We start from the raw sequence: 14,741 nt of genomic DNA on the forward strand, positions 1-14,741 counted from the left end.
CGCACCGCTGTGTTCTCAGTCGTCACGGTGCTCGCCGTGCTGGCCGTCTCCGGTCCGGCGCGTGCGGGCGGCGCTGAGAATGCTCAGCACTGCGTCGCACGAGTCTTCACGGATCATGACTGCTCACACAGTTCACATCGATCGCAAGGCGTATGCCCAGGAACGCACATGAGGACTCTATCAGGAGGATCTCAAACCGTGACCCCGTCGTAACCAACAAACTTTCAGCAATCCTACGTGGATTCCGTCACGTCGTAGCAACCTCGTTGCCAGCGCCGTTCGTGCGCCGGTCAGTGCGCGGCCTGGGCCCACGTGGTCCCCAGACCCACCGAGACCTCGAGCGGGACGGCCAGTCGCGCCGCCGCCGCCATGCGCTCACGGACGACGCGCTCGACCTCCTGGGCCTCTCCTCGGGCGACCTCCAGGAGGAGCTCGTCGTGGATCTGGAGCAGGATGCGTGAGCCCAGTCCCGCCTCCTCCAGGGACCGGGCGACCTCGACCATGGCCCTTTTGACGATGTCGGCGGCTGAGCCCTGGATCGGCGCGTTGAGGGCAGCGCGCTCGGCGATCTCCCGGCGCTGCCGGTTGTCGCTGGTCAGGTCGGGCAGGTAGCGGCGCCGTCCGAACATCGTGGCCGTGTAGCCGTCGTGACGCGCCTGCTCGACGACGCCGACGAGGTAGTCGTGGACCTTGCCGAAGCGTGCGAAGTAGGCGTCGCGCAGAGCCGCGGCCTCCGCGTTGTCGATACCCAGCTGCTTGGCCAGCCCGAAGGTCGACAGACCGTAGGCCAGGCCGTAGCTCATCGCCTTGACCCGGTTGCGTTGGTCGGAGGTGATGTCCTCGACCTCGACGTCGTGGACGAGGGCCGCCACGTAGCGGTGGAGGTCCTCCCCCGAGCGGAAGGCCTCGATGAGGGCCTCGTCGGCCGACAGGTGGGCCATGATGCGCATCTCGATCTGGGAGTAGTCGGCCGTCATGAGGCACTCGTGCTCCGGCCCGACCGTGAACGCCTCCCTGATGCGCCGCCCCTCCTCGGTGCGGGCCGGGATGTTCTGGAGGTTGGGGTCCTTGGAGGACAGGCGTCCCGTAGCCGCCACCGTCTGCTGGAAGGTGGTGTGGACACGGGAGTCGGGGCACACGGCCTTGCGCAGCCCCTCGACGGTCTGCCGCAGCTTCGTGGCGTCGCGGTGCTCGAGGAGGTTGACGAGGAACGGGTGGCCGGTCTTGGCCAGCAGGTCGGCCAGGGCCCCTGCGTCGGTGGTGTAGCCGGTCTTCGTCCTGCGGGTCCGGGGCATGTCGAGCTCGTCGAACAGGACGGTCTGCAGCTGCTTGGGGCTGGCCAGGTTGACCTCGTGGCCCACTGCGGCGTAGGCGGCCTGCGCCGAGCTCGCCACCCTGCGGTCGAGCTCGGCGGCGCGGGCGGCCAGGACGGCGTCGTCGACGGCGATGCCCGTGTCCTCCATGGCCGCCAGCGTCGCGGCGACCGGCATCTCCAGGTCCTCGTAGAGCTCGAGGGCGCCGATCTGGGCCATGTGCTCCTCAAGGACACGTTGCAGGGGCAGGACGACAGCGGCACGGCGCGCGGAGGCGAGCGCCTCGGCCCCGGCCGCCCGGCCGTCCAGGGCGTCCAGGTCGAACGCGCTCTGGGTCCCGGCCTCCTGGGAGGCGCTCCCGAGCGTCTCGAGGTCGACGCCCAGCCACCGCTGAGCCAGGGTGGCTATGTCGTAGTCGCGCTGCTCCGGCCGGCACACGTAGCCGGCCAGGGAGGGGTCGGCCACGACACCGTCGAGCGTCATGCCGGAGCCGGCCAGCGCGTGCCAGGCACCCTTGGCGTCGGCCACGACCACGGGCCGGCGCGGGTCGGACAGGAGGCGGGCCAGGGCGGTCGTGTCGGCCTCGTCCGCCACGTCGAGGTCGACGGCCACCGCCCGGGCCCCGTCCGACAGGGCGACGAGTCCGGCCCGGCCCCGGCCCGGACTCATGTCCCCGACGACCTCGAGGCCCAGGGGCTCGGGCGGGTCGCCCGCTGGGAGGTGCTCGACGAGCCAGGCCGCCAGGGCACCGGGGGGCAGGTCGTGCCCCAGGACAGACACCTCGAGCGCGTCCAGCCCCTGTGCCGGTCCCTCGTCGCGGGAGTCGGCCCCCGGGGAGTCGAAGTCGAGGACCCGCTCGGCACGCTGGTGCAGGGTGCGGAACTCCAGGACCTCCATGACGCGTGCCAGCCCGGCCCGGTCGGCTCCCCTGACCCTGAGGTCCCGCACGGGGTCGATGCCCAGGTCCAGGTCGGTGCGCAGGTGGTTGAGGCGGCGGTTGCGCACGACGTCGTCGAGGTGGTCGCGCAGCGACTGGCCCGCCTTGCCCTTGATCTCGTCCGCGTGGGCGATGACCCCCTCGAGGCCGTCGTAGAGGTTGATCCACTTCGCGGCGGTCTTGGGACCCACCCCGGGGACCCCGGGGAGGTTGTCGCTCGACTCCCCCACGAGGGCGGCCAGGTGGGGATAGCGCTGCGGGGGCACGCCGTAGCGCTCCTCGACCTCGGCGGGGGTCATGCGCCTCATCGTCGAGACCCCCTTGACGGGGTAGAGGACGGTGCAGCGCTCGGTGACGGTCTGGAAGGAGTCGCGGTCGCCCGAGCAGATGAGGACCTCCATGCCCTCCTGCTGTCCCCGGGCGGCCAGGGTGGCCAGGACGTCGTCGGCCTCGAATCCCTCGGCGGTCACCGTGCGCACGCGCATCGCTGCCAGGACCTCCTCGACCAGCTCGACCTGGCCGACGAAGGGTGCAGGGGTCTCGTCGCGCGTCGCCTTGTACTGGTCGTACTCCTCGGTGCGGAAGGTGCCGCCGGGCAGGTCGAAGGCGACGGCGACGTGAGTGGGCTCCTCCTGCTCGAGCAGGGACAGGAACATCGACACGAAGCCGTGCACGGCGTTGGTCGTCTGCCCGGTCGAGGTCGTGAAGCTGTCGACCGGCAGCGCGTAGTAGGCGCGGAAGGCCATCGAGTGGCCGTCGATGAGCAGGAGCCGTCCCGCGGGGGGCTCCAGGGTGCCTGGGCTGGTCTCGGTGGTGGTCACCGTGCCAGCCTACGGGTATGAGCGACGAGAACACCCCGACCTCCCAGTCCGCCGACCTGCCCGTGGCCTTCCCCGCCTTCGCCGCCCGGCCCTTCCCGGACCCTCGCCCGGCGGGCTCGGCCGTCTCGGCGACGAGCGCGCTGGGCACCGCGGGGCTGGAGGACTCTGAGCGCGGCACGCTCATGGCGACGCTGCGCATGGAGGTCATCGAGCGCTCGGCCGAGCGGACGGTCGTGCGGATGCCCGTCGACGGCGCCCGGCAGGTCGTGGGGATCCTGCACGGCGGGGCGAGCGCGGCGCTCATCGAGACGGCCGCCTCCGTCGCGGCTCGACAGGCCGGCCCTGAGGGGACGGTCCCGGTGGGTGCCGAGCTCCACGTCAGCCACCTGCGCCCGGCGCACCGCGGCTGGGTGACCGCGGTGGCGACTCCGACCCACCGGGGCCGCCGCACGGCGGTCTACGAGGTCAGGGTCTCCAGCGAGGACGGCGAGCCCGTGGCCGTGGGCAGCCTGCGCTCCCTGTACACCCCCCTGGACGCCCAGGACGCCCTGGACTCCCAGGAGCCCCCGGCGCCGCACCGGGGATGAGGCGCGCGCCCGGGCTCAGGGCACGGCTCAGGATCCCCCGACCTGCTCGATGACGGCGTCAGCGACCTCCCGCATGGTCAGCCTCCGGTTCATCGAGGTCTTCTGCAGCCAGCGGAAGGACTCGGGCTCGCTCAGCCCCATCTTCTCCATGAGCAGCCCCTTGGCGCGGTCGACGCGCTTGCGGGTCTCGAAGCGCTCCTGGAGGTCGGAGATCTCCGACTCCAGGGAGCGGATCTCCTCGTGGCGGGAGGCGGCGATCTCGAGGGCCGGGATGAGGTCGGCCGCGGTGAAGGGCTTGACGACGTAGGCCATCGCCCCCGCGGCGCTGGCACGCTCGACGAGCTCGGTCTGGGAGAAGGCCGTGAGCATGACCACCGCCAGGGAGTGCTTGTCGAGGATGCGCTCGGCAGCCGTGATGCCGTCCAGGACGGGCATCTTGACATCCATGACGACGAGGTCCGGCTGGTGCTCGTCGACGAGGCGGACCGCCTCCTCGCCGTCAGCGGCCTCAGCGACGACCTCGTAACCGGCCTCGGTGAGGATCTCGACGATGTCGAGCCGGATCAGCGTCTCGTCCTCGGCGACGATGACGGTGCGGGTGCGGGAGGAACCAGACTCGTTGCTCACACCACGATCCTAGTATGCTCATCCACAGCACCGCACGTCAGACGCGGTGCGCGCCTCCGTAGCCCAACTGGCAGAGGCATCCGACTCAAAATCGGAGTGTTGAGGGTTCGAGTCCCTCCGGAGGTACCAGGACCGGCGGAATCCCGCCCGTGAGCCGGTCACTCACCGCGTGCCGGCCCTCGCCGGTCACCCCGCTGGCCCCGCTCATCACCCCCCGTGAGGGCTGAGCGGGGCGAGCGGGCGCCGGCGGATCACCCTGGACAGGCTCAGCCGGCCCCAGGCGACCCCGGCCGGCCCCAGTCGGCCCCTCAACCGGTCTCAGACCGCCTCACGGACGGCGTCAGTCGACCTCGCCGACGGTGTGGACGCGGATCGAGTTGGTCGAGCCGGGGGTGCCGGGGGGCATGCCGGCCACGATGATGACCGTGTCCCCGACCCGGGCCAGGTGCCTGGCCTGGAGCATCTCGTCGACCTGGGCGACCATCTCGTCGGTGTGCGTGACCGAGGGGACCTCGTAGGGCGCCACGCCCCAGGAGATCGCGAGCTGGTTGCGGGTCGAGCACAGCGGCGTGAAGGCGAGCAGCGGGATCGGTGAGCGCAGGCGCGACAGCCGCCTGGCGGTGTCCCCGGACTGGGTGAAGGTGACGAGGTAGGTCGCGTCGAGCTGCTCGCCCATCTCGGCGGCGGCGCGGGTCAGGGCTCCGCCGCGGGTCTGCGGGTAGGAGCCCAGGGCGGCGATGCGCTCGCCGCCGTTCTCCTCGACGTTCTCGATGATGCTGGCCATCGTGCGCACGGCCTCGATGGGGTAGGCGCCCACGGAGGTCTCCCCGGAGAGCATGACGGCGTCGGCGCCGTCGAGGATGGCGTTGGCGCAGTCCGAGGCCTCGGCGCGCGTGGGCCGCGGGTTGTGGATCATCGACTCGAGCACCTGGGTGGCCACGATGACGGGCTTGGCCTGCCTGCGGGCGAGCTCGATGGCGCGCTTCTGGACGAGCGGCACCGCCTCGAGGGGCATCTCGACGCCGAGGTCGCCGCGGGCCACCATGATGCCGTCGAAGGCCGAGACGATGTCGAGGAGGTTGGCCACCGCCTGGGGCTTCTCGATCTTGGCGATGACCGGGATGCGCACACCGACCTCGTCCATGATCTCGTGGACGTCCGCGATGTCGTCGGCGGAGCGGACGAAGGACAGGGCGATGAAGTCGGCCCCGATCTTGAGGGCCCACCGCAGGTCCCCGCGGTCCTTCTCGCTGAGGGCCGGCACCGAGACCGCCACACCCGGCAGGTTGATGCCCTTGTTGTTCGACACGTAGCCGGGCACCTCGACCTTCGTGACGACGTCGGTGTCCGTGACCGCCACGACGCGCACGGCGACGTTGCCGTCGTCGATGAGGAGCCGGTCCCCGGGACGACAGTCCCCGGGCAGGCCCTTGAAGGTCGTCGAGACCCGCTTGACGGTGCCCAGGACGTCGTCGGTCGTGATCGTGAACTCGTCGCCCTTGTTGAGCATGACCTTCTGGTCGCCCACGAACCTGCCCAGGCGGATCTTGGGTCCCTGGAGGTCGACGAGGATGGCCACCGGGCGTCCGGAGGCCTCGGCGGCCGCGCGCACGCGGGCGATGACCTCCTCCTGGTCCTCCGCTCGCCCGTGGGAGCGGTTGATGCGGCACACGTTCATGCCCGCGTCCACGAGCGCTTGCACCTGCTCGGGCGAGTCGGTGGCTGGTCCCAGGGTGCATACGATCTTGGCTCTGCGCATGGGCTAAGCCTAGAGGATCGACTCAGGCCGGTGGGGTGTCGTCTGCGCAACGTGGCGGGACCGGTGGCCTCAGGGCTGGAGCTGGACCTGCGTCGGGGTGACCGGGGAGGCCAGTCCCGTCGAGCCGCTCAGGTAGCGGTCCACGGCCGCCGCGGCCGCCCTCCCCTCGGCGATGGCCCACACGATGAGGCTCTGACCGCGCCCGGCGTCGCCTGCGACGAAGACCCCCAGGACCGCAGTGGCCCACTGGTCGTCACGCACGACCCTGCCGCGCCCGTCGACCTCGAGCCCGAGCTGGGCGATGACGCCGGTCGGGGCGACTCCTGTGAACCCCATCGCGAGCAGGACGAGCTGGGCGGGGATGACGCGCTCGGTGCCCGGGACGGCCACCGGACGCCCGCCCTCGAGGCGCACCTCGGTCAGCCGCAGGGAGCCCACGCGCCCGGCTCCGTCGTCGATCATCTCGACCGTCGAGGTGGCCCACAGGCGCTCTCCGCCCTCCTCGTGGGCGCTGGCGACCTTGTAGAGCCGGGGGTAGGTGGGCCAGGGCTGGCCCTCGGGCCGCTCGGTCGGCGGAGCGGGCATGATCTCGATGGAGGTCACCGAGGCCGCGCCCTGGCGGATCGCCGTGCCCAGGCAGTCCGCGCCGGTGTCGCCGCCTCCGATGATGACGACGTCCTTGCCCTCGGCGCTGATCGAGGTGGGGCCCTGGCCGTGGACCTCCCGGGTGGCGGCCGTCAGGTAGTCGAGGGCCTGGACGGTGCCCTCCAGCTCGCGGCCGGGGACCTGCAGGTCCCGGCGCTGGGGGGTTCCCACCGCGATGACGACGGCGTCGTAGGACTCGAGCAGCTCGGTGCCGGTGAGGTCGGTGCCGACCTCGACGCCTGTGCGGAAGCGTGTCCCCTCGGCCTCCATCTGGGCCAGGCGCCGGTCGAGGACAGCCTTCTCGAGCTTGAACTCCGGGATTCCGTAGCGCAGCAGCCCCCCGGGCAGGTCGTCGCGCTCGAAGACGGCCACGGTGTGGCCCGCGCGGGTCAGCTGCTGGGCGGCCGCCAGCCCCGCGGGTCCCGAGCCGATGACCGCCACGGTCGAGCCGGTCAGGAACGCCGGCACCTGCGGGTCGACCAGGCCGGCCTCGAAGGCTGCCTCGGCGATGGAGTGCTCGATGTTCTTGATCGTGATCGCCGGCTGGTTGATGCCCAGGGTGCAGGCGTACTCGCAGGGCGCCGGGCACAGCCTGCCGGTCAGCTCGGGGAAGTTGTTCGTGGCGTGGAGTCGCTCGACGGCCGCGGGCAGGTCGTCCTTCCACGTCAGGTCGTTCCACTCGGGGATGAGGTTGCCCAGGGGGCAGGCCGAGTGGCAGAACGGGATGCCGCAGTCCATGCAGCGCGAGGCCTGGCGACGCACCATGGCCTCGTCCTGGGTGCCACGGTCCTCGACCTCCCGGTAGTCGAGGATGCGGACCTCGACCGGCCGGTAGGAGGGGAGCTCGCGCTCGGTCGTCGTCAGGAAGCCGCGGGGATCAGCCACGGGACACCTCCAGGATGCTCTGCCACACGGTGGGGTCGGACGGGGTCAGGCCCTCGGACTGCGCCTGGGCCAGGATCCTGCGCACCGCCGCGTAGTGGCGCGGCAGGATCCGGGTGAAGCGGTCGGCCAGGGACGCGGGGTCGGCCAGGAGCGCGGCCGCGCGCTGTGAGCCGGTCTCGGCCACGTGCGTCTCCAGGACGGCCGTGAGGTCCTCGACGTCGGCCTCCTCCAGGGGCGCCAGGTCGATGGCTCCCGAGGCCAGGGCCTCGGCGTTGACGGTGGCGGGGTCGAGGTCGAGCACGTACCCGGTCCCGCCGGACATGCCGGCGGCCAGGTTGCGTCCGGTGGGACCCAGGATGACCGCGGTCCCGCCGGTCATGTACTCCAGGGCGTGGTCCCCTGCGCCCTCGGCCACGAGCGTCGCCCCGGAGTTGCGCACGGCGAAGCGCTCACCGACCCTCCCCCGGATGTACAGCTCGCCCGCGGTGGCGCCGTAGCCGATGACGTTGCCTGCGATGACGTTGTCCTCGGCGACGAAGCCGGCCTCGGGGCCGGGCCGCACGCTGACCCGCCCGCCGCACAGGGACTTGCCGACGTAGTCGTTGGCGTCCCCGGTCAGGCGGATCGTGACGCCCCGGGGCATGAAGGCTCCCAGGGACTGCCCGGCGGACCCGGTGAGGTTGACCTCGATGGTGCCGTCGGCCATGCCGTCGTCGCCGTAGGTCTTGGCGATCTCGTGGCCGAGCATCGTGCCCACGGACCGGTCGGTGTTCTCCACGGTCAGCGACACGCTCACACGCGTCCCGCTGCGCAGGGCGGGGGCCGCCTGGGAGATGAGCGTGCGGTCGAGGACCCCCTCGAGGCCGTGGTCCTGGGGGCGGGCGTGGTGGAGGGAGGAGCCCGGGCTCGGCTGGGCCATCGTCAGGGTCGCGCTCAGGTCGAGCCCGGCGGCCTTCCAGTGGTCGACGGCCTGCCGCGTGTCGAGGAGGTCGGCGCGCCCGACGGCCTCCTCGATGCTGCGCAGGCCGAGGCTGGCCAGGAGCTCGCGCACCTCCTCGGCGATGTAGCGGAAGAAGGTGACGATGAACTCGGGGCGTCCGCTGAAGCGCTCCCGCAGGACCGGGTTCTGGGTGGCCACCCCCACCGGGCAGGTGTCGAGGTGGCACTTGCGCATCATGATGCAGCCCGAGACGACGAGCGCCGTCGTGGCGAAGCCGAACTCCTCGGCGCCCAGCAGCGCGGCGATCACGACGTCACGACCGGTCTTGAGCTGGCCGTCGCACTGGACGACGATCCGGTCCCGCAGGTCGTTGAGGACGAGGGTCTGCTGCGCCTCGGCCAGGCCGATCTCCCAGGGCGCGCCGGCGTGCTTGATGCTCGTCAGGGGCGCGGCACCGGTGCCTCCGTCGAAGCCGGAGATGAGCACGACGTCGGCCCGCGCCTTCGAGACGCCTGCGGCCACCGTGCCCACGCCGATCTCGGAGACGAGCTTGACGTGGATGCGTGCCTCCTCGTTGGCGTTCTTGAGGTCGGAGATGAGCTGGGCGAGGTCCTCGATGGAGTAGATGTCGTGGTGCGGCGGCGGGGAGACGAGCCCGACCCCCGGGGTGGAGCGGCGTGCCTGGGCCACCCACGGGTAGACCTTGTGGGCGGGCAGCTGGCCGCCCTCCCCGGGCTTGGCTCCCTGGGCCATCTTGATCTGGATGTCCTCGGCGAAGGTGAGGTACTCGGCGGTCACCCCGAAGCGGCCGGAGGCGACCTGCTTGATCTTGGAGCAGCGCTCGGGGTCGTGGAGCCGCTCACGCATCTCCCCTCCCTCGCCGGTGTTGGACTTGCCGCCCAGGCGGTTCATCGCCACCGCGAGGACCTCGTGTGCCTCCTGGCTGATGGAGCCGTAGCTCATCGCGCCCGTGGCGAAGCGGGTGACGATGGACTCCACCGGCTCGACCTCCTCCAGGGGCACCGGCACGACGTCCTCGGTGCGCAGGCGCATGAGGCCGCGCAGGGTCATGAGCCGGCGGGACTGGTCGTTGACCTCGTCGGTGTAGCGGCGGAAGACCTCCTGGCGCTCGGTGCGGGTGGCGTGCTGGAGACGGGCGATCGTCTCAGGGGTGAAGAGGTGGTCCTCGCCCTCCCTGCGCCAGTGGTAGTCCCCGCCGGTGGCCAGGGTGCGGTGGGCCGGGGAGATGCCCGAGGGAGGGTAGGCGGTGCGGTGGCGTGCGGCGACCTCCTCGGCGATGACGTCGAGGCCCACCCCGCCCAGGGGCGTGGGGGTTCCGGTGAAGAACTCCTCGACGAGCTCGGCAGACAGGCCGATGGCCTGGAAGACCTGTGCTCCGTGGTAGGAGGCCACCGTCGAGATGCCCATCTTCGACATGACCTTGAGCACCCCCTTGCCCAGGGCATGGACGAGGTTGTCGACGGCCCGGGCGGGCTCGACGTCGATGGTGCCGGCCCGGGCGAGGTCCTCGACGGACTCCATGGCGAGGTAGGGGTTGACCGCCCCGGCCCCGTAGCCGATGAGCAGGGCTACGTGGTGGACCTCGCGCACGTCGCCGGCCTCGACGACGAGCCCGACCTTCGTGCGGGTCCGACGGCGCAGTAGGTGGTGGTGGACCGCGCTGGTCAGCAGCAGGGAGGGGATCGGGGCCATCTCCGCGGTGGACTCTCGGTCGGACAGGATGATGAAGGAGACGCCCTCGTCCACCGCTGCGTCGATCTCGGCGCAGATCTCACCGATGCGCTCGCGCAGGGCGGCCTGCCCGCCCGAGACGCGGAAGAGCCCGGAGACCTTGACCGCGGTGAAGCCCTTGCCGGCACGGGCCCGCCCGATGTGGGTGAGCTGGGCGAGCTGGTCGGAGGTGAGCACCGGGAAGGGGATGACGAGCTTGCGCGCGTGCTCGGGCAGGTCGGCCAGGAAGTTGGGCTCAGGGCCGATGGTCATCGACAGGGAAGTGACGAGCTCCTCCCTGTAGGAGTCCAGCGGCGGGTTGGTCACCTGGGCGAAGAGCTGGCTGAAGTAGTCGAAGACGAGGCGCGGCCGGTCCGAGAGCACGGCGATCGGGGTGTCGGTTCCCATCGAGCCGATGGCCTCGGCCCCGCCCACGGCCATCGGGGCCAGGAGCATGCTCAGCTCCTCGTGGGTGTAGCCGAAGGTCTGCTGGCGCCGCAGGACCGAGGACGGGGAGTGACCCACGTGCTCGCGCACCGGCAGGTCCTCGAGCCGGACCATGTGCTCGTCGAGCCACTGGTCGTAGGGCGCGCCGGAGGCCAGGCCCTCCTTGATCTCGGCGTCGGGCACGATCCTGCCGGACTCCAGGTCGACGAGGAACATGGTGCCCGGCTCCAGGCGCCCGCGCGCGACGATGTTGGACTCCTCGATGGGCAGGACCCCGGTCTCCGAGGCCAGGACCACCGTGCCGTCCTTCGTGGCCGTCCAGCGTCCGGGACGCAGGCCGTTGCGGTCCATGACGGCACCGACCTGGGCGCCGTCGGTGAAGACCATGGCGGCGGGCCCGTCCCAGGGCTCGCAGATCGCCGAGCAGTACCGGTAGAAGGCACGCACCGACGGGTCCATCGTCGTGTTCTTCTCCCAGGCCTCGGGCACGAGCATGGCCATGGCGTGAGGCATCGAGCGTCCTGCCAGGGTGAGCAGCTCGAAGACCTCGTCGAAGGAGGCGGAGTCCGACGAGCCCGGGCTGCACACCGGCAGCAGGGAGGACAGGTCGCCCAGCTCGGGGCTGGTCATCGAGCTCTCGCGTGCCGCCATCCAGTTCCGGTTGCCGCGCACGGTGTTGATCTCGCCGTTGTGGGCGATCATGCGGAAGGGCTGAGCCAGGGGCCAGGAGGGGAAGGTGTTGGTCGAGAAGCGCGAGTGCACGAGGGCCACGCGCGTGGCCACGCGCTCATCGGTCAGGTCGGGGAAGAACTCAGCGAGTTGGGAGGTGGTGAGCATGCCCTTGTACACGAGGGTGCGGCTCGACAGCGAGGCCATGTAGACACCGGCCTCGTGCTGGGCGCGGCGGCGCAGCCTGTAGGCCAGCCGGTCCAGGTCGACCCCGTTGGCCCGCCCGGAGCGGTCGGACACGATGAGGTGGCGGAAGTCGGGCATGCAGCCGCGGGCGGTCGGCCCGATCATCGAGTCGTCGGTGGGCACGTCGCGCCATCCCACGACCCGCAGTCCCTCCTCCCGGGCCAGGCGCTCGACGGCCGCGACCGCCGTCGAGCGGGCCTGGGCGCCGTCGTGGGGGCCGGGCAGGAACACGAGCCCGACGGCGTAGGACCCGGGTGCCGGGAGGTTGGCGACCTCATCGCGCAGGAAGGCGTCCGGCACCGCCATGAGGATGCCTGCGCCGTCCCCTGAGTTCTCCTCGGCGCCCACTGCGCCACGGTGGTCCAGGCGGGCCAGGACGTGGAGGGCGTCGGTGACCACCGAGTGGGTCGCCTGCCCGTCAAGACGGGCGACGAATCCCATGCCGCAGGCGTCGTGCTCGTTGGCGGGGTCGTACAGCCCCTGGCGCTGGGGCATCGCAGAGTGTCGTGGCTGGGGCGCCGTGTGCTGCATACGGACCGTCCTTGTCGTCGTCCTGGTGGGCGCTGCCGCCCCGCGACGCAGACTGTTGTCCGAGATGCGGGACTACTGCGTCTCGTCCTCGCGAAGCCTTCCAGCCTGTGATTTCGCGGGAATTACACGATCCGGTGCTTGCGCATCGGTGTCCTCCCCGGGTCCGGGCTCCGAGACCGACCCGGAGACCGGGCCGGAGACGGGCTCTGTGGGGGCCGACGGGGCGTCGTGCGGGTCCTCCGGCTCGCCGGGCTGCGGGGAGTCCTGTCGCCCCGGCACGGTGACGGCGTCGCTCAGCGGGCGCCGGGAGGACCAGATGTATCCCGCGAGGCCGATGAGGAAGACGATGAGGGAGGTCCATACGTTGAGGCGCAGCCCCGCCACGAGCTGGGCGTCGTCGACCCGCAGGTACTCGATCCACGCCCGGCCGGAGGTGTAGACCATGAGGTAGGCCCACATGAGCCTGCCGCCGCTGGCCCCGCCGTCGCGGGTCAGGCGCCGCCCGAGCCCCAGGAGGACGAGCGCTCCGGCGAGGTTCCACAGGGCCTCGTAGAGGAAGGTCGGGTGGAACAGGGTACCCGGGGCGTAGCCCGGGGGCAGGTGGGCCGCGTCGATCTCCAGGCCCCACGGCAGCGTCGTCGGTCCGCCGAAGAGCTCCTGGTTGAAGTAGTTGCCCAGGCGCCCGATGGCCTGGGCGACCAGGACCGCCGGGGCGGCGGCGTCGGCGAAGGGCGCCACGCGCAGGCCGCGTCGGCGAAGGAGCCAGGCGCATGCGGCGGCGCCCGCGGCGATACCCCCCCAGACACCGAGCCCGCCCTCCCAGATCCTGGGGATGAGCCACAGGCTCCCCTCAGGACCGAAGTAGCGATCGGGTGAGGACAGGACGTGGTAGAGCCGGGCCCCCACGATGCCGGCAGGCACCGCCAGCAGCGCGAGGTCCAGGACCGTGTCCTGCGGTCCGCCCGCGCGCCGGTAGCGCCGGTCGGTCCACCACACGGCCACGGCGATGCCGGTGAGCATGCACAGGGCGTAGGCACGCAGGGGGACGGGGCCCAGGTACCACACCGCCCTGGCCGGGCTGGGGATGGAGGTCGGGGACAGCCCGACGGGGGCGGACGAGGCGGCCACGGACGGCGCGAGCACGGTCAGGTGGGCGGCGAACGCGGCAGAGGCTGCGGGCACTTACAGTCCTTCTCTGTGGGTGGCGGTGAGCAGGGCGGGGTGGCTGCCTGCGGCGACGAGCTCGGCGACGAACTGCTGGGGGTCGGCCGAGCGCAGGACGGCCTCCCCGACGATGACGACGTCGGCGCCCGCGCGAGCGTAGCCCATGACGTCGTGGGGGCCCCGCACTCCCCCGGTGGCGACCCTGGTCACCGAGGTGGGCAGGAGCTCGGCGACCTGCTCGAAGCGGCGGCGGTCCACGGTCAGCGTCTCGTGGTCGCGGGCGTCGACCGCCACGACTCGGGCGCCTGACTCCACGGCGGTGATCGCCTCCCGCCGTGAGTGGACGTCGACGACCGCGGTCATCCCCATCGAGTGGGTGCGCTCGATGAGGGACTCCAGGACGAGCGGGTCGAGGCGGGCGTCGAGCAGCAGCAGCTCCGCGCCGTGGGCGCGCGCCTCGTGGACCTGGTAGGGGGTCACGACGAGGTCGTTGACCAGGACGGGGACGTCGACGGCCGAGCGGACGGCGTCGAGGTCCGCCAGGCAGCCGTGGGAGCGCAGCGGCTCGGTGACCACCGACACGCAGGCCGCACCGCCCGCCTCGTAGAACCGGGCGAGGACCGCGGGGTCGCCCACCCCGGTCAGGTCGGCGAAGGTGGCGGTGGCGCGCTTGACCTCGGCGACGACCGCGACGGCCCGTCCGGGGGTGCGCAGCAGCGCGCTGGCGTCCCGGGTCGTGGGCACCGAGCGCACGAGCTCGCGCAGGTCCTCCAGGGGGGTGAGCCGCTCCCGGCGCCCCACGGCGGCCTTGGCGGCGGCGACATGGGTGTCGAAGACGGTCATGGGTGCACCTCCTCGCCGTGGCCCGGGACTCGGTCTGCCAGGGAGCCGACGTCGTCGTCCACGGCCATCGTCCTCGGCCACCGGCCTGTCAGGCAAATCCGCTCAGGTGCCGGGACGTGATCCCTGGACGGCGCCCAGGTCGCCGCCTGCGAGGAAGCAGGTACGAGCCCCGGTGTGGCAGGCGGCGCCGACCTGGTCGACCTCAATGAGCAGGGCGTCGCCGTCGCAGTCGATGCTCACCGCCTTGACGTACTGGTGGTGGCCCGAGGTGTCCCCCTTCCGCCAGTACTCCTTGCGGGAGCGCGACCAGAAGGTGACGCGCCCCTGGCTCAGGGTGCGCCGCAGCGCCTCGTCGTCCATCCACCCGACCATGAGGACCTCACGGGTGTCGTGCTGCTGGACGACCGCGGCGACGAGGCCGTCGCGGTCGCGCTTGAGCCGTGCGGCGAGCCAGGTGGGCAGCGGTGAGCGGTCCGGCGTCGCGCCCGTGCGGGCTGCGTCGGGGCACGGCCCGGGGGGTGGTGTCGGGGTGGGTACGGTGTCGTGCGGGGCGGTCACCGCGTGATTCTCGCACGGCGCACCCGGCTCCTGGGGCC

At 71.9% G+C, this 14,741-nt stretch carries 9 protein-coding genes and 1 tRNA gene; 2 read left to right on the forward strand and 8 right to left on the reverse strand.

What is annotated here, in order from left to right; all coding sequences use genetic code 11:
- Window positions 1-290: 290 nt before the first annotated feature.
- Complete coding sequence (gene polA, locus EL245_RS02230) at window positions 291-3,071, reverse strand: DNA polymerase I (RefSeq protein ID WP_408608379.1); 2,781 nt, start codon at window positions 3,069-3,071, stop codon at window positions 291-293.
- Between the two features lie 17 nt (window positions 3,072-3,088).
- Here polA and EL245_RS02235 point away from each other — a divergent pair, with 17 nt between their 5' ends.
- Window positions 3,089-3,658 carry a PaaI family thioesterase gene (locus EL245_RS02235; protein ID WP_126381672.1) on the forward strand — a complete coding sequence of 190 codons (570 nt, stop codon included), beginning with the start codon at window positions 3,089-3,091 and terminating at the stop codon, window positions 3,656-3,658.
- 27 nt (window positions 3,659-3,685) lie between these two features.
- Here the strand turns inward: EL245_RS02235 and EL245_RS02240 are convergent, their stop codons facing one another.
- The gene (locus EL245_RS02240) at window positions 3,686-4,285 is read right to left on the reverse strand and encodes an ANTAR domain-containing response regulator (RefSeq protein ID WP_126381673.1); all 600 of its coding nucleotides are present in this window, start codon (window positions 4,283-4,285) and stop codon (window positions 3,686-3,688) included.
- A gap of 52 nt (window positions 4,286-4,337) precedes the next feature.
- Between EL245_RS02240 and EL245_RS02245 the strand changes: the two genes are divergently transcribed.
- Window positions 4,338-4,414: transfer RNA gene (locus tag EL245_RS02245), tRNA-Leu, on the forward strand.
- 211 nt (window positions 4,415-4,625) lie between these two features.
- On the opposite strand, the gene pyk is transcribed toward EL245_RS02245, so the two are convergent.
- The 6 genes from pyk to hisI form a co-directional block, all read right to left on the reverse strand.
- Entirely contained in the window at window positions 4,626-6,044 is a 1,419-nt protein-coding gene (pyk, locus tag EL245_RS02250; protein ID WP_126381674.1) for a pyruvate kinase, read from the reverse strand.
- A 69-nt stretch (window positions 6,045-6,113) separates the two neighbouring features.
- On the reverse strand, window positions 6,114-7,574 hold the full coding sequence (locus EL245_RS02255) for a glutamate synthase subunit beta (protein ID WP_126381675.1): 1,461 nt from the start codon (window positions 7,572-7,574) through the stop codon (window positions 6,114-6,116).
- Entirely contained in the window at window positions 7,567-12,102 is a 4,536-nt protein-coding gene (gene gltB, locus EL245_RS02260; protein ID WP_197719434.1) for a glutamate synthase large subunit, read from the reverse strand. Before gltB ends, EL245_RS02255 begins: the two co-directional genes overlap by 8 nt.
- A 108-nt stretch (window positions 12,103-12,210) precedes the next feature.
- Window positions 12,211-13,239, reverse strand: a complete 1,029-nt coding sequence (gene lgt, locus EL245_RS02265) for a prolipoprotein diacylglyceryl transferase (protein WP_126383899.1) — start codon at window positions 13,237-13,239, stop codon at window positions 12,211-12,213.
- A gap of 81 nt (window positions 13,240-13,320) precedes the next feature.
- Window positions 13,321-14,145, reverse strand: a complete 825-nt coding sequence (locus EL245_RS02270) for an indole-3-glycerol phosphate synthase TrpC (RefSeq protein WP_126381677.1) — start codon at window positions 14,143-14,145, stop codon at window positions 13,321-13,323.
- A 102-nt stretch (window positions 14,146-14,247) separates the two neighbouring features.
- A complete protein-coding gene (gene hisI / locus EL245_RS02275) occupies window positions 14,248-14,607 on the reverse strand; it encodes a phosphoribosyl-AMP cyclohydrolase (protein WP_126383901.1) in 360 nt (119 codons plus the stop codon).
- Between the last annotated feature and the right edge of the window lie 134 nt (window positions 14,608-14,741).

Source organism: Actinomyces howellii (assembly GCF_900637165.1).
GTDB lineage: Bacteria > Actinomycetota > Actinomycetes > Actinomycetales > Actinomycetaceae > Actinomyces > Actinomyces howellii.

What these genes read in the sequence shown, in the direction of transcription:
- EL245_RS02235 (WP_126381672.1), top strand. Translation starts at nt 3,089, where the DNA reads ATGAGCGACGAGAACACCCCGACCTCCCAGTCCGCCGACCTGCCCGTG.
- gltB (WP_197719434.1), bottom strand. Translation starts at nt 12,102, where the DNA reads ATGCCCCAGCGCCAGGGGCTGTACGACCCCGCCAACGAGCACGACGCC.
- pyk (WP_126381674.1), bottom strand. Translation starts at nt 6,044, where the DNA reads ATGCGCAGAGCCAAGATCGTATGCACCCTGGGACCAGCCACCGACTCG.
- EL245_RS02270 (WP_126381677.1), bottom strand. Translation starts at nt 14,145, where the DNA reads ATGACCGTCTTCGACACCCATGTCGCCGCCGCCAAGGCCGCCGTGGGG.